The sequence below is a fragment of the Rosistilla carotiformis genome, assembly GCF_007753095.1.
Classification (GTDB): Bacteria; Planctomycetota; Planctomycetia; order Pirellulales; family Pirellulaceae; genus Rosistilla; species Rosistilla carotiformis.
Genome location: NZ_CP036348.1, coordinates 5,988,578 through 6,008,598, shown reverse-complemented (window position 1 = coordinate 6,008,598; position 20,021 = coordinate 5,988,578). Strand labels below are relative to the sequence as shown.

The window sequence follows — 20,021 nt, the reverse complement described above, 5'->3', positions numbered from 1 at the left end:
AAGTGCCTATTGGATCCACCGCGTGTGAAGATCCGATGCGCCCCAAAGCTTAGCCTTTGTGAAGCTTTCCCCAGGTTCGATCGGTCCGCAACCAAATATCCGACGGCAATGCCAACGCACCACCTTTGGAAAGGTATGGACTGAGAGATGGTGGGGCAAGCGTTCCACACGGAGATCTCATCAGACCTTCACGCAATCTTCATCTTTGGGCGACGTCGCTCGCCTATTCGCTCCATTGAGCAACGTTCGTGGTGGTTTCCCCCACATCGATGCGGCGTGGTCTGCGACGTTTAGAGGAACCAGCCGATCAACCACAGCAGCACAAAGATCAGCCCCATGAAGCCCATGATCCAGTACGCGGTGTGCCACGCTTGCACCATGATCTCTTTAGGATCTTCGTGCCGCGTCCCTGCGTAGACAAAGCTGATCGCGATCAGCAACGGAATGAAATACAGCATGTAAACGGGGGTCATCGGCAACATCAGACAGCTCCCTTTTCGTTTTCGGAATCGCTGGCTTCATCGGCCGAATCCTCTTTGGTGGAACGTTCCGATTTGCCGCTGATCGCGATCGCTAGCGGACCGGCGTAGGCGTCGAAGATCACCAACACGTTCAATAGTCCGGCGATCATGGTGTACCACGTTCCCATCTCGTATCCGGCGCCCCGTTCGGCATACCAGCTTGCCAAGTCGTCGGCATCGTTCTCTTGCAACGGGCGACGCGGTGGCGCCATCAGTTCGCCAAATAGCGGCTTCCAATCCGCGGTGGTGATCCCACGCACGGTATGCTTCCGCATGTTGTTCCCTTCGATCAATGCCGGAAAGGCGACCAGCCCGACCGGCAACTGGCACAGATAGTGCCACCGCTTGTCGCCATCGATCCACGATGCGTAAACCACATGCCCGCCGCCGATGGCAAACCCGAAAAAGTAGGTCAATAGGATGCAGATCATGAACATCCAGCCCTTGCGGGTGCGGCCTTGATACAGATGTCCTGCACCGGGGACCAACCAAGCCAAGACGGCGGCCAGTGCGGGTTTGCGCAAATAGACGGTCTGTCCATCGACTTGCACGACGCGATCGCCGGGGCCTGGGTGGAACGCGGAGGGATTGTTTTCGCTGCGAGGACTGGACATTGCGGTTCCTGATCGGGACGCCCTGGATGTCACTGCGTCCCAAGGCCGAATGGACCATTGTGCCGCAAAATGGCGATTAGAACCAGATCATCCCCTGCCAAATCCCCCAAGGGAAGCTGCGAGATCGCCACCTCACATTGGCGGCGTGGAACCGTCCCCGTCATCTTGCCCATCGCGAACGATCCGAGCGGGCGGGCCTGAAAGAGATCGAATTTCAAAGGCTTTGCATACAGTTCGCCGACCCCGAGGCATATACTCAGGACATCGACAAACGCGCAGGTTGCGTTTGTTCACCCCTGAGGGGGACGTTTGGGGCGTTCTTGCTATCGAACGCCATTGCCCCAGCCACGCGCAGTCGTTTGCCACAGCGGAGTGCCTTGCATGAATTCGTCGCGTTTCCCCGGTCCTTTGAGCGGCATCGTGCCACCGTTGGTGACCCCACTGACCGCTCCCGACAGCTTGCACTACCAGGGTGTCAGCAATTTGGTCGAGCATGTGATTGCCGGCGGGGTGGCGGGTGTGTTCCTGTTGGGAACCTGTGGCGAAGGCCCCGCGCTGCCATTCAAATTGCAGTGCGAATGGATCGAACGGGCCTGTTCGCAAGTCCACGATCGCGTTCCGGTGCTGGTCGGTGTCAGCAGCCCATCGCTGGAAGATTCCATCGGGCTCGCCGAACACGCTGCCGACTGTGGTGCCGCCGCAATCGTTTCCACCTTGCCCTACTATTTCCCGGTCCCCGAGGACCAGCAATCGGGGCATCTGGTCCGGTTGGCGCGACGTAGCCCGTTGCCGTTGGTCGTTTACAACATGCCCGCCTGCGTGCATCAATCGATCTCGATCCGCACGCTGCAGCGGTTGGCCGACGAACCGAACATCGCAGGATTCAAAGATAGTGCCGGCGATATGGATGCCTTCCGTCAGTACTGCGATCTCGCGATCGAACGGCGTCCGGAATGGTGCCGTTTGATCGGCCCCGAACATCTGTTGGCGCAGGCGATTGCCGCCGGAGGGACCGGGGGCGTCGCCGGTGGCGCGAACGTCTGCCCATCGCTGCTGCACAGCCTCTATCTTGCCGCGGTGGAAGAGGACGTGGTGGCGTTGAACCGTTTGCAAAAACAAGCCGATGTGTTGGGGCGGTTGTACGGTCAACCCGAAACGATCGGTTCGGTAATCCTTGGCCTGAAGATGGCCCTCGGTTTGCTGGGAATCTGCGAGCACCACACGACCGAACTCTTTGCACCGCCGACCAATGAGCAGTGGAAGGCGACCGAAAGCGTGCTGGCCCAGCTGGCGACGTGGGGCTTAGCCTCCGTTTGATTCGGAGGCCGCGTAGCGGTTCATTAAGTCGGCCGGAGCGCCGATCGGAACGACGCGGATCGTGCCGGTGAACTCCCGTGCGCCGGCGGCGTCGAAGCCTATCTTCTCGGCGACAAAGGTGCAGGTCAGGTCGGCGCGAAAACAGGGATTCCCAGGGCTGCCGGTGTCGCAATCGAGTCCGCTGGGAAGATCGATCGCCACGCGAAACGCTTTGGCGGCGTTGGCCGCTTGAATCGCCAGGGCGATCGCGCCGCGAGGGTCTCCGCTGGCGCCGGTCCCTAACATCGCGTCGACGATGCACGCCGCATCGGCCAGCTTGCGCTGCAGGCTCGGCAGCGAACGTTCATCGACAACCTCGCAGGCAATCTTACCGGCCATCGCGATTTGCCAATTGGTCAACGCATCTCCCGCCAACTTTCCAGGATCGGCCAGCAGGAACACATGCGGTCGACGTCCCATCAGTTCCAGGTGCCGGGCGATCACAAAACCATCGCCGCCGTTATTGCCGCCGCCGCATAGGATCGCGATCTCGTTGGCGGGAGTGTGCGCAACGATCTGTTCCGCCGCGCCACGTCCGGCATTCTCCATTAGGCAGATCCCGGGCATTCCGTATTCTCCGATCGCGATCTCATCGATCGATCGAACCTCCGCCCGCGTCAACGGCCGCAATGCGGCTGCCGTTACTTGATCGCCAACATGCGTTCCAGTGCTACCAAGGACCATCGTGAGGTCTCCTCATCGACTTCGATCACATTCACATTCTCTTGCGCGACCAAATTCTCCAGGCACCAGCAAAGGTGGGCCAGATCGATGCGGTACATCGTCGCGCACATGCAGATCACCGGCGACAGGAAATGGATCTCCTGTTCCGGATGTTCCTGCTTCAATCGATTCACCAAATGCAGTTCGGTTCCGATCGCCCACTTGGTTCCCGGTGGGCTGGCCTTGACCGTGTTGATGATCTTGCCCGTGCTGCCCGAAACATCGGCCAGGTCGTTGACGTTTTGCGGGCATTCGGGGTGGACCAAAATCTTGATCCCGGGGTGGTTCTTGCGGAACGCATCGACATGTTCGGGGCGGAACATCTGGTGGACGCTGCAGTGCCCCTTCCACAGGATCACACGGCTGTCGCGGATCGCTTGTTCGTCATTGCCGCCAAGCTCCTGTTCGTACGGATCCCAGACAGGCATCTGATCGTTGGTGATGTCCATCGTCAGGGCGGTGTTGCGACCGAGATGTTGATCGGGGAAGAAGAAGACGCGTTGGCCGCGTTCGAACGCCCACTCCAACACGGCTCGGGCGTTGCTGCTGGTGCAGACGATGCCGCCATGTTTTCCGCAAAACGCTTTCAAGCTGGCGGCGCTATTGATGTAGGTGACCGGGATTACCGAATCGGTATCGATGACCTCGCCCATGTCGGCCCAAGCCGTTTCGACTTGGTCGATCGCCGCCATGTCGGCCATCGAGCAACCGGCGGCCAGGTCGGGCAGGATCACTTGCACCCGTTGCCCGTCGCGCTGCGCCAGCTTCTCCGGGCGGTTGGCCAAGATGTCGGCGGTTTCGGCCATGAAGTGGACGCCGCAAAAAACGATCGTCTTGCATGCGGGGCTCTCGGCCGCCATCTGGCTCAACTGATAACTGTCGCCGCGCAGATCGCTGTGCTCGATCACTTCGTCCTGTTGGTAATGATGCCCCAGGATCAGCAGCGAATCGCCCAATTGTTGACGCACCGCGTCGATACGTTGGGACAGTTCGGTGTTGGAAAGCGATTTGTAAGGCTTCAGCGGCAACGCCTCCGAAGGCTGGATCGATACAGACACGAGATACACCTCTAATTATGTTGAGCCAACACCGTTGCTAGGTTGGCGATCTATTCCATCGGCATTATACGCCAACGACCGCGATCGGCCATCGGCTGTACGCCGCGATCCGGTCTGCATCCGAAGAGGACGCGACAAACACAAACGCATCGTTGGCAGAGATCTCGGCAAGGGAAACGTCCCCCGCGATCCGCCATTCCTGCTCCGCAGTCCAGTCGTGCGTCGTGCCGCGGTTCTGGAAAAAAGCCCGCTCGGTCGACTCCAGGCTATCGAAGTCGCTGTCGTCACCGTAAATCACCGGGCGACCGCCACGCGATTGGAGGACGCGGCGGCGAATCGCGATCCCAAACGGTTCGTAGTCCCAGCGGCCTAAATGCGCTCGGAAAACGCGGCTGCGTAACAAAGCGGGAAGCGGCCGCGCCGAGAAACAAGTGACCCGCTGGCCACCACGTGTCAGCCGATCGGTCGCCAACAGTCGCTGCGTTTGCAGAATCCGCCGCAGCGTCCCCAGCGGACCTGGATCGGGAGCGCTACGTCCCGTCAGCAATTCATCGAAATAGTCTTCGTCGCTTTGATCGGGCCACGCCCCGACGCGCTCGCGCGTGCAATGGATCAGGTAGGGCCAACGGTCGGCTGTGGCGGATTCATCCCGTTGCGACAACAACTGCTCCAGCGTGCTGTGGTTTTGCTTTGGCACCTTGATTTCGTCGACTGCGCTCACGTGCGCTGCGTGGGGGGGCATCCAGCCGATAGCGCCGTAATCGATCAGCGGCGTGGGCGGTCGATTTTCGTGATCGATAGCGATCCAAACACTCTCCGGATTCCAACGACGATCGGAGAGCCGCTGGATCAGCAAGCGATCGATGTTCCCGCCGCGGGCGACATGGGGCGCGAAGATCCGGTCGGCCAGGAAGATCGCCGCCGCATCCTGACGCGGTGCGTTGCGGTTGGCGACGGGCGAATCGATCGGTGGCGAGATCGCGATCTGGTCGGTGGGGGGATGTTTGCGAATCCGCGATAACCAAGCATCGAAGCCCTCGTCCCACGGGCTCACGCAAATGGAAACCGATGGGCAATCGAAGCGTCTCGCACCCCGTTGGGTCCACGGGGCCGCCGCGGTTCGGTGACTGATCAGGAGCGTTGCCGATTCACGCTTCGTCGATGCGATCGCTTGACGCAGCAAAGCGAACCAATCGCGGCGCCGATGAAGATGTCGGCCCAGTCGCGAACTGACGACCGTAAAAAGCGGACGCCGCCAGTCGACGTCGGTGGGAATCCAGTGGATCGAATCGCCGATCCGGTCCGCCACCGCGGCGCGACTTGCGTCGGGCCAGCCCAGCGTAAATCGTCCGCCCGGCAGATGCAGGGCATCGGCCTGGGCCAGACGTTGCAGCGGCGACGCTTCCGCTGCGTTCATCGGATGTTACAACTGGCTTGCGGGCAGCGGTAACAGGTTCCATTTGTGGATCGTGCTAACGGTGTTGGCATAACGTTCCTTCTTGCTCAAGACTTTCCAGTCGGGATGAACACGGAATTTTTTCCAGCCTTCATCCTTGGCCTCTTGGTTCGGATAAACGGTCATGTACGTCAGGTTGGGAATCCGGTCGCCGACGAGAGCTTGGCCAAAGAAGATCGGTTGGATTCCACAGTCCAAGAAAATCGGAACCTCACCCGAATTGAACATCTCCACTTTCAGATCGCCGCGATGTTCGGTGGCGCTTTCGTAGGTACGAAGTTCGAAGATTCGTTGCTGTTTCGTTTTGCAAATTTCGGGCACGTTCAGTTTCGGCATCACGTCGAAGGCGATCAACAGTTCGCTGCGAACTCGATCGATGATCGGTGTCGACGGTTCGGTTTTGTTGTAATCGGCAGCCGCTTTGGCATACGCATCGTCGTTAGCCAGCGTGGCTGGGATTTCGGCAACTTGGCCGGCGCTCGCGAGCGGGATCAGAACGAAACGCGACTCCTGTTCGGTGCTGGTATCGGTTTTGAAAAGCCCCACGGTTTCGATTCCCATCCGGTTCAAAGCGGGCAGCAATGCGTCGGACAAATACGCGTCCAACAACGTCGGATCGGCGTCGCTCTTCAGTTTGTATTCGCGGAGTTCGAAATACTGCTTGCCTTCGACGGCGAATGCTTGGGGCATCATGACACCCATGATGAGAAAGGAAACGAGAGTGCGAATCATCTTGTGAATTACTCCAGCAAACGGATTATTAGCAAGGGGGGATGGCCTGCCGGGTGCAGGTGCCAGCCCCCCATGATAACACAAGATCAATCGGTCGGATCGCCCTTCGGTGATGCCGGGATTTCATCGCCGCGAATCATTTCGGGTTGTAGGTTTGGTGGCAGTTGGGGGGCGATCGCTTTGAGCAACGCCGAATTGGGTAAGAAGTGGCACATGACGACATAAGCGCATACGATTCCCACAAGTGCTCCCAAAACGGTCTTGAGCATTTCGGCCATCACGCCGCCGATCCCCGGTGATCGACGTCGGCGACGCGTCGTGGTGCGGGGCCCCGGTGTGGTGGGTCCCGGGAGATTAAAATCCGACGTCGCATCCGCCGTGTCGACGGGGATCGATGTGGATTCTGACTGGGAATTTTCAGGAAGCGTTTGCGTTGCGGACCCGTCTGGCTGGAACGCCCAGTTCAAAAGGGGTGGTTGTGGAGCGGGGGATTCGCTGGGGCGCTGCGGCCGGTTCTGTCGTTCGCGCGGCGGGGGCGAATGCGGCACGGTGGGTTGTGGTTGCCTTTGCAAATAGGCATCGCGGTCGGCGGCAAGCAATTGGGGCGGGGCGGCGCGAAAATGGAGTGTCGGCCCACGTAGTGCCAGATCGATCTGGTCGCCAGGATGAATCCAGTGCCTCGTGTCGGTCGCGGTCTGTCCAAGCGTCAGCGTCCACGGGCCGCAGCTTTCGATCAACCAACGGTTTGCGATGCGTCGGATCACCGCATGTTGATCGTGGATGCCGTCGATCGGCGGGACGATGAAGTTGCAGTTGGCGGCGCAGCCGATGATGATCTCGCCTTGTGCGAAAACGTGCCGCGTGCCATTGTCTAACGAGAGTTCAACCGACACTTCGGATCAGTCCAAATCGAGGGCGCTGTAGATCTCTTTCATCTTGTCGTTCCAATCGATCAGCGCAGAATCCGAGAGGCCGCTTTTGCGTTGAATCCTCAGTTGAGCGGTGAGGCCCACCGTTGGAAGGTTCGCAGCGACGCCAAGCATTCCGTCGGCGTTGTACTGGAATTTCACCAAGACGGGCGTGCCGGCAGGCAGTCCCGGCGGCAAGTCATGGACGACACATTTGCCAATCGGCGTCGAGTTTTGTCCGCTGCTGTCTCCCCCTTCGATCACCTGGACCGCCACGTTGGGCTGGCCGGCGGTATGGGTTTCAAATTGAGCGGTGTGGGTGGAGGGAAGGGGAGAGTTGCGTGGAATCATCACGCGGTTGCGGTGTCGGCCGGTCGTTTTTTCGATCCCCAGCACACCCAGCGAATGCGAATTCACGTTGGTGACCCGAACTGTCTGCGGTTCATCGGTCTGCTGTGCATGCAGGATCTTGCCATACAGCGCCGCACCGTGTGCAACCGCTTCGTCGGCCGAAAGCGACCGATCGGCGACGCGTCCGCTCTGCTGTTGCAGCATCTGCCCGACCTGTGGCATCCGCGTCGATCCGCCGACCAGCAGGACGCGCGTGATATCGCTCCAGCCGATCCCGGCATCCTTGAGCACCTTGTTGATGGTGAACCGGGTGCGTTCAAGCAGATGGGCCGTCAGGTCGTCGAACTCTCCGCGGGTGACGGTGGTCAGCATCACCGAGCCGGCGAATTCAATCAACACGTTGGCTTGCGATCGAGCGCTCAACGTCCGTTTGGCCTCTTCCGCTTCACGCATGAACCGCGACATCGCTTTGGGATCTTGGCAGGGATCGATCAGATGTTCGTCGGCAAATCGATCGACCAAGTGTTTCGCCAAACACATGTCCCAGTCGATGCCGCCCAGCATCACGTTGCCATCGGTGGCAAGCACCTCGTAATGTTTCCCGTCGATCCGCATCACCGACACATCAAACGTGCCGCCGCCGAGATCATAGACCAGGATCGTTTCGGTCCGTTGCGATTCGCCTTGAGAGTTCAGGAAGCCTTCGGAAACGCCAAATGCGATCGCTGCGGCGGTCGGTTCGTTGATCACCGCCAGCACGTCCAGTCCGGCCAACCGCCCGGCGTCTTGGGTGGCTCGGCGTTTGGGTTCGTTGAAGTATGCGGGGACCGTGATCACGGCCTGCTTGATCGGGCCCAACTTCTCCGACGCGTCCCGCTTCAATTTTTCCAAGATCAACGACTGAATCACTTCGGGAGGGAACGATTGCCCTTGAAATGTCTTGGAGAACAGCGGCTTGCCCATCTCACGCTTGGCAAACTCTGCAACCTTGTCGGGGAACAGGGCCGCTGCTTTGGCCGCTTCTTTGCCAACGACAAATTCGTTCTCGTCGAACAGCACGACGCTAGGCGTGGTGAGGTCCCCTTCGGCATTGGTTACCGTGCGAGGAATCCCCGAGGCGTCCAGGTAAGCGACCACGCTGAAGGTCGTCCCTAGGTCGATGCCGACGATCGTGGATGGTTTGTCGTTCACGTTGGCACTTTGTGGAAGGCGTGAGCCGAGTTCAGGGAGGGGGGGAAGGGGATCAGCGGAGCCTGGCGGCAAACCCTCGAATTGGTATCCCGCGTTGGGCCCATTGTAGCAAGGCGGGCTTGGCGACCGAAGGCACTTTTTCTAGTTTGACGCGCCGTGGTTCGATACGGCACCGTCTGCGGAGGGGGGCGTTGGCGATAGCGCGGAATCTGCGGTCGGTCGGCCCGACGGGGGTGTTGGGGGAGGGACCCCAGGGTTCATCAGGGCCAGCACCAACGCGCCGATCCCCAACAACAGTCCGCTGACAAGCAGCGAGAAGCCGGCAAGGATCCAGTTCCGCAGCGAGGGCTTACGGGACAAGAGGCCTCCGCTGCGGCCGTCGTTGGCCGACGTATGGACGACAAAATTCCTGCCGTCGGTCGCCGCACGGGGGCTCAAAGCATTGAACGGGTTGGCCGGCTGGGGGCTGCGGATTGGAGGGGGCAGGTTAGGGCGAATCGGACGCGGTGGCGGAGCCAGAATGGGGCGAACTGCAGCGGTTGCAGGTGCCGGGCTGGCGGGCGGAGTCGGGATCGACGCGGTGGCGGGCTGGGCGATTGATCGCCGCAGCGTGGCGTCGTAGCTGGCCCGTTTCTCGGGGTGGATCAATGTCAGCCGGGCGGCGGAGACACAATTCATCCACTTTTCGGCGAGTTCGGCATGCTCGCCATTGGAACAACCGTGCAGGTAGGTCATCCGTTGTTCGTAGGCTGCATCGATAGCCTGGACGTCCGTTTCAAACGGTGCGACGCCTAGCAATCGGTAGTGAGTTGGTGGTTGTTCCTGGGGAGGAATCCCAATCCAATGGTGCAACGGATCGAACATGTTTCTCGTAAAGCCTGCCCGCGCCGACGAAACGCGTCTGCGACATACTTGACGCGATTATCATCCAGTCGCCCGCCCCTTCAAAGGGGTGGGGTGGGCGAAGGCCTGCCACCGCGAGAGGGTGCTCTCGCGGAGTGGGGCGTTGCGCGAACGATTAGGCCAAGTCGCGGTCTTCGAACAGAAGCAGCGAGACGACCAGCACGACCACCATGAAGCATGCCAGGTAGGTGAACGCACCGGCGAGATAGATCGGTGGAATCGGGTTCCCCGCGTCGACGGCTGCCTGAACGTTAAACGTGTTCAGGTTCGGGAAAATGACGGCGATCAAGCGGCCGACAAACCTGACCAGTTCGTTGTCCTCGGCCGAGGCCCTGACAATGGGCGACGTGATGTTTCCGATCACGTAGATCGTAAAACAGATCACAAAGTTGGCGATCACGGGCAAACGCGTGGCAATCGCGACGCTGATTCCAGCGATCAACGTGGTTTCCATGAACAACAAGCACAGCCCCGGCGCGGTGGTCACCATTTCCAAATGGCAGGTTTGCCATGGGGGCATCTCGGTTGTGTTCTCACGCGAATCGTAAATCGGTTTGTATGCGGTGACGACCATCAACAGCAGCCCCAGGATGACGAACATCAACAGGATCGTCCACATGATGCCCAGGTACTTGCCGATCATGAACGATTGTCGGCTGACCGGTTTGCTGAGCACGGTCAACGCGGTGCGGCCTTCGATCTCTTCGGAAACACTGGTGCCCGACGACCAGACCGCTTGGATGATGCTGAAGATCATGATCAGCGTCATCCCTGAATCCTTGAGAACTTTGATGTCTTCGCCCAAGGTGTGGAACGGCACCCAGATGAAGAGCACGATGGCGGCAAAGCCGATCAGCAGGAGCGTGATGTACAACGGCTGTGCGAGTTCGCTTTTGGCCGTCGCCAAGGCGATCGCGCTGATTTGCGGGGCCGCTTGTCGGATCGTGATCATCGCCGTCATCAACAGCAGCACGATAAACGCGGTGACCCAAATCGTCAGTGCTTCAGGGGCGGCGGGTTTGGTGACGATCGCGATCTTAACCGTCGCCGGATCGACTTCGCGGTTTTGGAAGTAGACGCCATTGGTCGGATCCAGCGGCAACGGCAACACCGATCGGATCAACGGATTGGCTTTGCCACGGCGCCATACGACCGGGTCGTCCGATTCGAAACGCTGGGGGCTCATCGTAAAGTTGTCGGGAGATTCGGCGTCGGCGATCATGATCGTGCGATCCGAAACGATCACAACTTCGGAAACCGATTCCGGATCGTATTGGATCAGATCGTGGCGTTGAAACGGCGATTGATCCGCTGGTGCATCGGCCGGCGCGGGATCCAAAGTGATCGTGGTCTCCCAGCGATCGCTCTCGAGCACCGCGGGCATCGAGCTGAGGATCTTGTCGCGATCGGAGATCAGCGTTGTCGTGGCGAGGCCAAGCACGATAAAGCCGGTCAGGGCAAGCAACAGGTATCCGGTGATGCCTTCGCGGGCGATCTGGAAGATCTCGCGAATCGTGCGTTGCCAGACGCCATACACCAAACCCCAGCCAACGATCACTCCCAATCCGATCATCGGCAGGATCAAGTACGCGCGGTGGGCGGCGGTTGCGCTTTCATCTCCCGCGACGGTGATTTCAGGGGCGTCGGCGAAGACCACGGTTTTTAAGATTCCCAACGCGGCGACGACGATCGCGATTCCCGCCGCGACAAAGGTCGCTTTGCGGCTATCTTCGGCCAGGTTCCCCAGGGCCGGAATGCGCGACAATCCGGCCAAAACCAGATAGACCGCGGCGGTCGCCACCAGGCCAAGCAACATGCCGACGGCCAGGATCCAGATCGGAGTCAACCACGAGCTCAGCCAGGAAATTTGTTGTAGCGGGATCAAAGCGAAAACCGAAGCCATTGGAGGAGTGGTCCGTTACGGGCAATGAAAACTTAAAAAACACCGGGATCGGTCGGCTTCTTACGCAATGACCGTCGGTTTAGTTCAATGCCGATTCCAGCTCGCTTGGCACCGCCGATTCCCAAAGAGAAAGCCGCCGCAAGTCGTCCAGTACTTGCAGGCGGACCATGGGACAGAAAATGTTTGCAAACAATGCTGACGATGTCATATCGATCAACAAATGAAACGGTTTGGCAACGTTGTCTCTCGAAGAGAAACACCGCTTGGGGAACCTATTAGGTTCCCGAGTTGCGAACCGCTCTTTTGATCAGTGACTTCAGCGAATCCCGGGTTTGGAATCCAGTCAACTGAACGCGAGTCCATGATCCTGCATTGCCTTTGGAAAAGACAATGATCTGGGGCATCATCGGGCCGCGCATCAATTTTCCGGCTAAACCAGGCTCCACGTCACGATTGACGATCGCCATTTCGACACCTTCCAAATCTCCCGCCTGCTTCAACGATTCGATCGTACTTTGCTTGAGATTCACACACGCGGGACACCAATCGGCACCTACGACTACCATCAACGGCTTTCCCTCTTCTTGTGCACACCGGTAAGCGCTGGCGTAGCTGGGATTGGTTGTTTCCTCAGAAGCAACCACCGAGAGTAGAGCAGTCAGTAGCACTGAAAACATTCGAATTCCCCCATAATCCTGGGTTTGAACAAGGCCGAACGAGTAGGTCGATACGCATCCACCCAATCAATGTCACGTCCGGTATCTCCCTAAAAAAAGGAAATCGCAAGCGCCGCACCCAATTCAAGGCAACCTCCGTGGGCCCCATGACTTCAGTCGGTCGGGGGGGCTTTGGACAAGAGAGGCCATCTGGCGAACTCACGCTGAGCGGGCGATTGTAGGCTTCGGGTTGACCTTGACAACCACGAAACCGATTCGCTTTCGGAAAAACGAAACGCCGAAAAGCTTGCAAAATGCGTTAAATTGGGTGGTTTAGCCCATCGGATCTTCACAATTCTTTAGCTTTTTCGAAGCTGCGTTCCTGGCTAGCACTTCAAATTTTGCACCGGGGATGCGACGTCAGACCTCGCCCAAATGGCGGGATGGATGTCGGACGACGAACCGGAATCGCCCGTCCTGATGGGGGGCCGCTGCGAGCTTTGGGCTTGTTCGGTGGCGTGAGGCGGCAGTCCAACGGAGCTTGAGCGTCCGGAACACAACCTTTTCACAGCGTCCGCTCCAGGCGGCAGGGCTGGCAGCGGATCGGTGTTTACGGTGGGGCGGGGCTGTTCGTCGGGCGGCAGATGGGGCTTGGCTGGTCGTGGCGCTGCCATCGGAAGCCGATGCGCTCCGATGATCGGGAGCGAGATGTCGGTTCGGAGGCGAATTCAGGCAGCGGTGACACCCTGCCGCGCAAAGGGTATAACTGGCAATTCGTTGGATCTGAGATTTGCAGGCAACGTGGGAACGCAGATTCCTGTACATTAAACCGCTTTGATCCGCTTCTCATTTCTCCTCCCGCATTCCGCGATTGGTCTATGCGACTTCGAGTTGGCGTTATTGGACTTGGCCCCGCTTGGCAACATCGGCATCGACCTGCGTTGATGATGATGCGCGATCGCTTTCAGGTCCGAGCGATCTACGCGCCGGTGGCGCATCTTGCTGCTCAAGCGGCACGCGATTTTGAAGCCGAAACGATGGATGGCTACCGGGCCCTGATCCATCGCTCGGACATCGATGCGGTGATCGTGCTCGATAGCAGTTGGCAGGGCTGGTTGCCGCTGGTCGCTGCTTGCGAAGCGGGCAAGGCGGTCTACTGGGCCAGCGATTTGAATATCGATGCCCAGCGGGCGGCCGAACTGAAAGAACAGGTCGACAAATCGGGGATCGCGTTCATGGCGGAATTCCCCCGCCGCTACGCGCCGGCGACGCTGCGATTGAAAGAGCTTTTGGCGACCAAGTTGGGCAAGCCTCAGTTGCTGTTTTGCCATCGTCGCCTGCGGCATTCCGATCCGACATCAAACAACCTGGTTTCGGACGTTCCCCAGCATCAAGAGCGGACGACGCGCGAGCTGGTGGAGATCGTCGACTGGTGTCGCTATGTCGTCGCCGACAATCCAACGCATTTGAATTCGACGATTTATGGCGGGCCGGGGCAGGAGACGTATCGTCAATTGAGTATGCGGTTTGGAACGGGGCCGGAGGCTGTCTGCGCTCAGATTTCCGTCGGCCAATACGTTCCGTCCAGCTGGCACGAAGCGATTGGATTCCGCCCCAGCGCGGACATGCAGATCTGTTGCGAGCATGGGCTCGCGTTCATCGATCTGCCCAGCACGCTGGTCTGGTTCGACGATGCCGGCCGACATGTGGAATCGCTCGAGACCGAGCTCCCCGTGGGGGAACAGTTGTTGATTCAATTCCATCGCAGTGTCACCAGTTTGGTGCGGAAGATGGCAAACCTGCAGGACGCTTATTACGCTCTACAGGTGATTCGTTTAGCCAGCCAGAGCGCCGAAACGGGGCAACGCATCTGCCTGACCGAACTCTTCAATCCCACACCTCCGATTTAAACTCTCCCGACGCCAGCCATAGGAAGCCGACCGCATGCACTCCTCACCCACGCCTGTTTTGCCTCTTTTGTCGCGCCGCCAAGTCCTCACCTCTGCGATTGCCGCATCGGCGGTCGCCGGTCTTGCGCCGCGGATCGCGTCGGCGGCCGAAGTGATCCCAGGGCGGGAGGGGCCAAAGTTCAAGTTTTCATTGGCCGCTTACAGCTACCGTTCGCTGCTGCAGGGCAAAGGGGATGTTCCCCCCGCGATGGACTTGCTGGGTTTCATCGACGAATGTGCCAAGATGCAATTGGATGGGGTGGAGCTGACCAGCTACTACATGCCCGAAGAACCGACCGATGCGTATTTGATCGGCTTGCGAGCCCATTGTTTCCGCCAAGGGCTGGCGGTATCGGGGACGGCGATCCGCAATGATTTTGGCCGCAGCGAAGGCGAAGCCCGCCAGCGTGAATTGGCCCACGTGCGACGCTGGATCGATCACGCCGCCGTGTTGCACGCGCCGATGATCCGGATTTTTGCGGGGCACGGTCAGAAAGGAGATTCGCCGGAGAAGACCCACGATTTAATGGTCGAAGGGATCCAGCAGTCGTGTGATTACGCCGCCAAGTATGGGATCTATTTGGCATTGGAGAACCATGGAGGCGTCACCGCATCATCGGAAGGGTTGTTGAAATTGGTTCGCGACGTCGATAGCCCTTGGTTGGGCGTGAACCTCGATACCGGCAACTTCCGTTTCGGTGGCGAACCCTACGAGCAGATGGAAGACGTCGCAAAGTATGCGGTCAATGTGCAGGTCAAGGTGGTTGTGAAAGATGTCGATGGCAACCCGCAACCGATGAACTTTCCGCGGTTGAAAAAGATCCTCACCGATGCCAACTATCGTGGCTTTGTCGTGCTCGAATACGAAGAACCGGGCGACGTGCCTGCCGAATGCCGCCGCTATGTCGAGCAGATGCGGACCGATTTGGCGCTTTAACGTTGCCGTTTGGCGACGTGCCGTTTGAGGTCGTTCCCTCGCTTCGCCATCACTGATTGTTTTACCGGATCATGGAGGTCTGTCATGACAGAAAGCCGTTACACCCTAGAAGCCTTTTTAGAGAAGACTCGGGATCGCGATCGGAAGCAAGGGCTGTTCGAACTGGAATCGGATCGGATGCTCGACATCAATCTCGATGGCGAGGTTTGGATCAAGATGGGGGCGATGGTGGCGTACACCGGCCAGGTGACGTTTGAGCGGGAGGGGATCCTTTCCCGTGGGATCGGCAACCTGCTGAAGAAGGCGGTCTCGGGCGAAGGGACTTCGCTGACGAAGGCCTCTGGGAATGGTTCGGTGTTCTGCGCCGATGCGGGGAAGAAAATTACGATCCTTCAGTTGCATAACAATGCGATCTGCGTCAACGGAAACGATCTGTTGGCGTTTGAAATGTCGCTGAAATACGACATCAAGATGATGAAGCGAATGACGTCGGTATTGGCTGGCGGGCTGTTCAACATCCGCTTGGAGGGGACCGGGATGGTGGCGATCACTAGTCATTACGACCCGATGACGCTTCCCGTAACGCCGTCTCAACCGGTTACGACCGATCCCAACGCGACGGTCCTGTGGTCGGGAAATCTCGAACCGGAATTGAAGACCGACCTGCAATTGAAGACGTTCTTCGGACGCGGTTCGGGCGAATCGGTCCAGTTGATGTTTCGTGGCAACGGCTTTGTTGTCGTGCAGCCCTACGAAGAGGTTTACTTCCAGCACGGCGGCAGCTGATCACGTCGTCCGGCAGCGGCGGTGCCCACCAATCGGGCGGCCTCCGCGAACCCTAACGCCAGATCGGCGATGGCAACCATTGCCGAAAACGTTCGGCGATGCCGGGGGCCGATTCGATCGATGCTTCGACGGGTCCTGGAACGTCCTTGGTCGCGATCGGTTCGTCTGGCAGGCCCAAGACGTGACGCCCCCAATAGGAATCGAGCAAGCGTCCGCAGGCCGAAAGGTCGCCGCCTCGCATCCGTTCGACGGCGACAAACACCCGGCTTTGCAGTTCCTTGCGTTCTTCGCTCGTCAGGAATTGATCGTACAGCATGACGTCGTCGATCCAAACTTTGCCCGGGCTGGCGAGATCAAACGCGATCCGAAGCTCTTCGAGTCCTTCGACCGGCAGGTCGGTGACTTCGAGTCGGAACGGCATGTTCGACCAATCACTGCTGGTTGCCGTGGCCGGTTCCTCACCGATCACGGTGCTGCGACGGATCGAACGATCGCGGTAGCGGCCTTCGAGCGACAATCGCAGGCGTACGTTTTCGGTTTTCATGTCGCGACGAACGCGGGCGTGAACCGCTAATCGGCCCGACGCGGGGGCATCAAAAGGATTGCTCAACAGCCAGGTTTTGGCATTCGTTTCGCCATTGTTTGTCAATTGAACGGCTTGGCTTCCCAGCACGCCCGCTTCGGACGCCAGTTGGACGCAGCCGGGGGGATGCTGAGCCGACAACCAACCTGGAATATCGCTGCGGTTGACGACGGGCTGTTCGAAGTTCTGGTTGGGAAGCCCTTGGTACGGTTTGGGCTGACCTAGGGTGCCAACGGTTTGTGTCAGGCGTTGCAATTGCAATCCGAGATGGTCGCGAAGCGCTGGCAATCCGGGGATCTCGACATTCCAAGCGGCGATCTCCGCCTTGGGAGAATCGATCCGGTAGGCGATGATTTGTCCCGGCAGCAGCGTTTGCGTGAGCGTTCGCGTCGCGGGGAGGTTGTCCGATTCCGCACCCAACGGATGGATCGGAGCCGCATCGGGATTGTTCAATTCGATTTTGACCTGAACCATCCAAGGGGCGGGGTTCAGTGCGTAAAGGTGGAATGCGTTGGGGGTGCGGAGACGCCGGACGATCGCCAGTTGGGCCGCCTCGGGGCGTTCGGCTGGGACCGATTCAAAGCGTCCGGGGGGCAAGGCACGAAAGCACCTCAGGAACTCGCGCGATGCCGCTTCACTTCCCCGCGGCGTGGTCCATCCGCCAACCGCCAAAACGTTGGCGTCCGCAGGCATCAGGATCTGTGCAAGAGCCCGCTTGCCATCGTCGCTCGAAGGCACGCCGTGGGCAAACAGCCAGGCTTGGGTGTTCTCCGCGCCCCAAGGGCTTTGCGATTCGAAGGCCCCCAGTCGGACATCGGTCGGCGGTCGCATCAGCAACGCTCCCGATGCGGGCAGGGCGGCCAAGTGGTTGTCCCACAGCGTGTCTTGCGAGAGCGCCGCGTCGACGCTTTGTCGGGCATGGTCGGCCAAGGGTTGCGAGCGATGCAATCGCATGGGGATCACGTTCTCAGCGCCACCGATCGATTCCCAGTCGATGCCCGCATCCAGCGAACGGCGTTGGGGATCGGTGTTGCCATCGGTGGTGTCGGACATCCAGTCAGCCGTCAGCAAGAGAAGAGGCCGTTTGCCGGCCGCTTGGGACATCGCGGCGAACAGGCCCGCCAATTGTCGGCCTCGCCAGTCAAGGAAGGCGCCGTGCCCTTCTCCTTCGATCCAGCCGATCATTTGATTGCTGCCAACCGGCGCCGATGACAGCGTGCCGCGAAATTCATCCAGCGTGTGCTGGTCGACACCCCAGTCGATTCCGGGCAATTGCATGAACGTCTTGCCGCCTAGGTGGACTCCCACCCCGTGCATCGCCGGGTGTTTGCCGTAGCGGGTTTCCAGTTCGGCAATCACGGCGGTGATCGCTTTCTGGACACGTTGGTCTAACGGGTTGTAGTACGGTGCCAATCCGTGTTCGGATTCGGAGATGTCGACGTATCGGTGCCCTGCCGCATTGATCGGTTCGATTCCCCGTGATGTTTGCGGATCGCGAAGCGCTCGTTCCAGTTGGGTCAATGGAGTGGCGAGTTCGACGGCGGGGACCAGTTTCAGGCCGGCGCGATCGAACATTCGCAGCAACAGTTCCAGAACATCCTTTTTGTTTGGGTCGATTCCCGTCGACGAGAAGATTCCCATATCGTGGCGGGCGGTTGCCGACATCGTTTCGGTCGGGTAGAGCGCGGCACCTTCGGCGTTGACCGTGACGATTGCGCCATTAAAGCCGGCCCATTTGACGTATTGAACCAACCGTTGGCCCGCTTCGAGAAACGTTTGCCAGTCATCGATCAAGGTGACGCCATCGGCGTCGATCGCTCGTGTGCAGCCGAAGGTGTCGGCAAGCACTGGCTTGTCCAAATACAGGGCGGCCAAGCGATGCGGGTTCGCCGGATCGTTGCTGTTGACCGCGAGATCGTCTTCGGACGCTAGCGTCTCGGGGCCTGCTGCAATGCTCAGGTTGGCAAACCATGCCGGCTTGGAAGAATCGAAGTTTGTCAGCAAGACCATCGGTTGGCGGGTCTTGGGCCAAAAGACGATCCGATGTTCTAGCAGTTCCGGTGGGGCGGCGAGTGCTTTGGGGAGCACGGCGACGCCGGTGTCGACCCCCAGCGGGATCACTTTGCCACTGGCATTGGGCTCCATCACACTGACGCCCAAACGCATTGGGCGATCGTTGGGGTAGCGGACCACCAACACATGAGGTTTGCCCGGATCTTTGATTTGCAGCGGATAGGATTGCCAGCCGCGCGGTTGCAATTCGGAGACCAATCCATCTTGCCAGGCCTGGTGGGTCAGCGGTTCGCTGCTGAGCGGTTGCTGCCGCGCAGGCACAATCGAAGGAATGGCATCGGGGACAAGCTTGCCCGGAAGCAAGCGGTCGGGCATCCAAACTGGATTCCACCATTGGCGTTTGGTCGGTTCGATGCGGGCCACTTCAATAAATGGACGCAGGTCTTCGGTCGGTTGGGTTTCGCTGAGCACGACAAACTGGACGCTGCGTTCGATCGTATCGGTCTCTTGAGTCCAAGGGACTTCCAGCGTTAGGTAGCGTCGTTCCGATGCGAGGCGCACGTGGATCGCGTAGGCGGCTTCGGCGTCGGGGATCGTCAACGGCCCGGCATCGACCGCAGCAATCCTGCCATCGGCATCGGTAGCGACTTGCCATTCTTGTTGGCTGATCGTTTTGGATGAACGCGCTTTGGTGAGCGTCATCGTCAGCCGTAGCTTTTGATTGGGGAGCAATCCGGTCGCATTGGGAACGATCGTCAATGGGACGCGCTCGCCGGGTTGGAAGATCAGGTTCTCGCGGTCCCATTGCACGCGCAATCGATCGCCAGGGGCGCGGTCGATCACCAATTGGATCCGGCCGCCGGAGAGTTCAATCGATTGCGGTTGAGCGATCAGCGCCGCGAGGTTCACGGTTGTCGCGGGCTTGGCCGAGGCCGAGGCCGCGGGAGAGGAGGCGTTTGCCGATTCCTGCAACGTTAGGACCGCATCGTTATCCCCCTGGGCAACGAATTCGAGTCCACCTCGCAGCGAAGCGGTCCGTGAGTAGACGGAGATCCGTTTGCCGTCGGGGGACAGATCCAATCCACCCGTCGATCCCGCATCGAGGGAAAGGTTCCGCAGTCGGCTCAGGTTGCCCTTGTCGATTTCGATCGAGAGGCCGGTGCGCTCCAGGGCCGCGGTTTGCCAATGGACGCGCAGCCGCAGTTCCTGTTCTTGCGAATGGAGCGTTGTTGGGAGCGCAGCGAACAACCAGGCGATCGTTCCGCAAATCGCGAACGATCGAAATCGCCGAGCCAATCGAAGCGGACGTCCTTGTCCGTGCATCGTGAGCGTCTTCGGGGGAGGAGTGTGATGTTACGTTGAAAACAGCGGTTCACGCTGT

Annotated in this window: 16 protein-coding genes; 4 read left to right on the top strand and 12 right to left on the bottom strand. The window is 59.4% G+C overall.

Going from position 1 to position 20,021, the window contains the following annotated elements; genetic code table 11:
• Nucleotides 1–290: 290 nt before the first annotated feature.
• A complete protein-coding gene (locus tag Poly24_RS21785; RefSeq protein WP_145100613.1) occupies nucleotides 291–482 on the bottom strand; it encodes a hypothetical protein in 192 nt (63 codons plus the stop codon).
• On the bottom strand, nucleotides 482–1,135 hold the full coding sequence (locus Poly24_RS21780; protein ID WP_197452087.1) for a DUF6677 family protein: 654 nt from the start codon (nucleotides 1,133–1,135) through the stop codon (nucleotides 482–484). The genes Poly24_RS21785 and Poly24_RS21780 overlap by 1 nt, the downstream gene beginning before the upstream one ends.
• Nucleotides 1,136–1,516: 381 nt before the next feature.
• Here Poly24_RS21780 and Poly24_RS21775 point away from each other — a divergent pair, with 381 nt between their 5' ends.
• Nucleotides 1,517–2,452 (top strand): dihydrodipicolinate synthase family protein, encoded by a 936-nt coding sequence (locus tag Poly24_RS21775; protein ID WP_145100610.1) that lies wholly within the window; start codon nucleotides 1,517–1,519, stop codon nucleotides 2,450–2,452.
• Here the strand turns inward: Poly24_RS21775 and Poly24_RS21770 are convergent.
• From Poly24_RS21770 to Poly24_RS21730, 9 genes are all read right to left on the bottom strand, one after another.
• Complete coding sequence (locus Poly24_RS21770) at nucleotides 2,438–3,175, bottom strand: NAD(P)H-hydrate epimerase (RefSeq protein ID WP_145100605.1); 738 nt, start codon at nucleotides 3,173–3,175, stop codon at nucleotides 2,438–2,440. The genes Poly24_RS21775 and Poly24_RS21770 overlap by 15 nt on opposite strands.
• Nucleotides 3,133–4,272: a quinolinate synthase NadA gene (nadA, locus tag Poly24_RS21765; RefSeq protein WP_197452086.1), complete on the bottom strand. Its 1,140-nt coding sequence runs from the start codon at nucleotides 4,270–4,272 to the stop codon at nucleotides 3,133–3,135. The genes Poly24_RS21770 and nadA overlap by 43 nt, the downstream gene beginning before the upstream one ends.
• A gap of 64 nt (nucleotides 4,273–4,336) precedes the next feature.
• Complete coding sequence (locus Poly24_RS21760; RefSeq protein ID WP_145100598.1) at nucleotides 4,337–5,689, bottom strand: hypothetical protein; 1,353 nt, start codon at nucleotides 5,687–5,689, stop codon at nucleotides 4,337–4,339.
• Nucleotides 5,690–5,695: 6 nt separating this feature from the next.
• Nucleotides 5,696–6,460 (bottom strand): NIPSNAP family protein, encoded by a 765-nt coding sequence (locus Poly24_RS21755; RefSeq protein WP_145100595.1) that lies wholly within the window; start codon nucleotides 6,458–6,460, stop codon nucleotides 5,696–5,698.
• 86 nt (nucleotides 6,461–6,546) lie between these two features.
• Nucleotides 6,547–7,353, bottom strand: coding sequence for an FHA domain-containing protein (locus Poly24_RS21750; protein WP_145100592.1), 807 nt, complete (start codon nucleotides 7,351–7,353; stop codon nucleotides 6,547–6,549).
• A 6-nt stretch (nucleotides 7,354–7,359) separates the two neighbouring features.
• Nucleotides 7,360–8,910 carry an Hsp70 family protein gene (locus tag Poly24_RS21745; RefSeq protein WP_197452085.1) on the bottom strand — a complete coding sequence of 517 codons (1,551 nt, stop codon included), beginning with the start codon at nucleotides 8,908–8,910 and terminating at the stop codon, nucleotides 7,360–7,362.
• Between the two features lie 141 nt (nucleotides 8,911–9,051).
• On the bottom strand, nucleotides 9,052–9,774 hold the full coding sequence (locus tag Poly24_RS21740; RefSeq protein WP_145100587.1) for a J domain-containing protein: 723 nt from the start codon (nucleotides 9,772–9,774) through the stop codon (nucleotides 9,052–9,054).
• 154 nt (nucleotides 9,775–9,928) lie between these two features.
• Nucleotides 9,929–11,716: an ABC transporter permease gene (locus Poly24_RS21735; protein WP_145100585.1), complete on the bottom strand. Its 1,788-nt coding sequence runs from the start codon at nucleotides 11,714–11,716 to the stop codon at nucleotides 9,929–9,931.
• A 275-nt stretch (nucleotides 11,717–11,991) separates the two neighbouring features.
• A complete protein-coding gene (locus tag Poly24_RS21730) occupies nucleotides 11,992–12,393 on the bottom strand; it encodes a thioredoxin family protein (RefSeq protein WP_145100583.1) in 402 nt (133 codons plus the stop codon).
• Nucleotides 12,394–13,250: 857 nt separating this feature from the next.
• Here Poly24_RS21730 and Poly24_RS21725 point away from each other — a divergent pair.
• The 3 genes from Poly24_RS21725 to Poly24_RS21715 all read left to right on the top strand — a co-directional run bounded on the left by Poly24_RS21725 (nucleotide 13,251) and on the right by Poly24_RS21715 (nucleotide 16,044).
• Complete coding sequence (locus Poly24_RS21725; RefSeq protein WP_145100581.1) at nucleotides 13,251–14,282, top strand: Gfo/Idh/MocA family protein; 1,032 nt, start codon at nucleotides 13,251–13,253, stop codon at nucleotides 14,280–14,282.
• A 34-nt stretch (nucleotides 14,283–14,316) separates the two neighbouring features.
• On the top strand, nucleotides 14,317–15,258 hold the full coding sequence (locus Poly24_RS21720) for a sugar phosphate isomerase/epimerase family protein (RefSeq protein WP_145100579.1): 942 nt from the start codon (nucleotides 14,317–14,319) through the stop codon (nucleotides 15,256–15,258).
• A gap of 84 nt (nucleotides 15,259–15,342) precedes the next feature.
• Nucleotides 15,343–16,044, top strand: coding sequence for an AIM24 family protein (locus Poly24_RS21715; RefSeq protein WP_145100577.1), 702 nt, complete (start codon nucleotides 15,343–15,345; stop codon nucleotides 16,042–16,044).
• A gap of 52 nt (nucleotides 16,045–16,096) precedes the next feature.
• On the opposite strand, the gene Poly24_RS21710 is transcribed toward Poly24_RS21715, so the two are convergent.
• Nucleotides 16,097–19,963 carry a hypothetical protein gene (locus Poly24_RS21710; protein WP_145100575.1) on the bottom strand — a complete coding sequence of 1,289 codons (3,867 nt, stop codon included), beginning with the start codon at nucleotides 19,961–19,963 and terminating at the stop codon, nucleotides 16,097–16,099.
• Nucleotides 19,964–20,021: the final 58 nt, after the last annotated feature.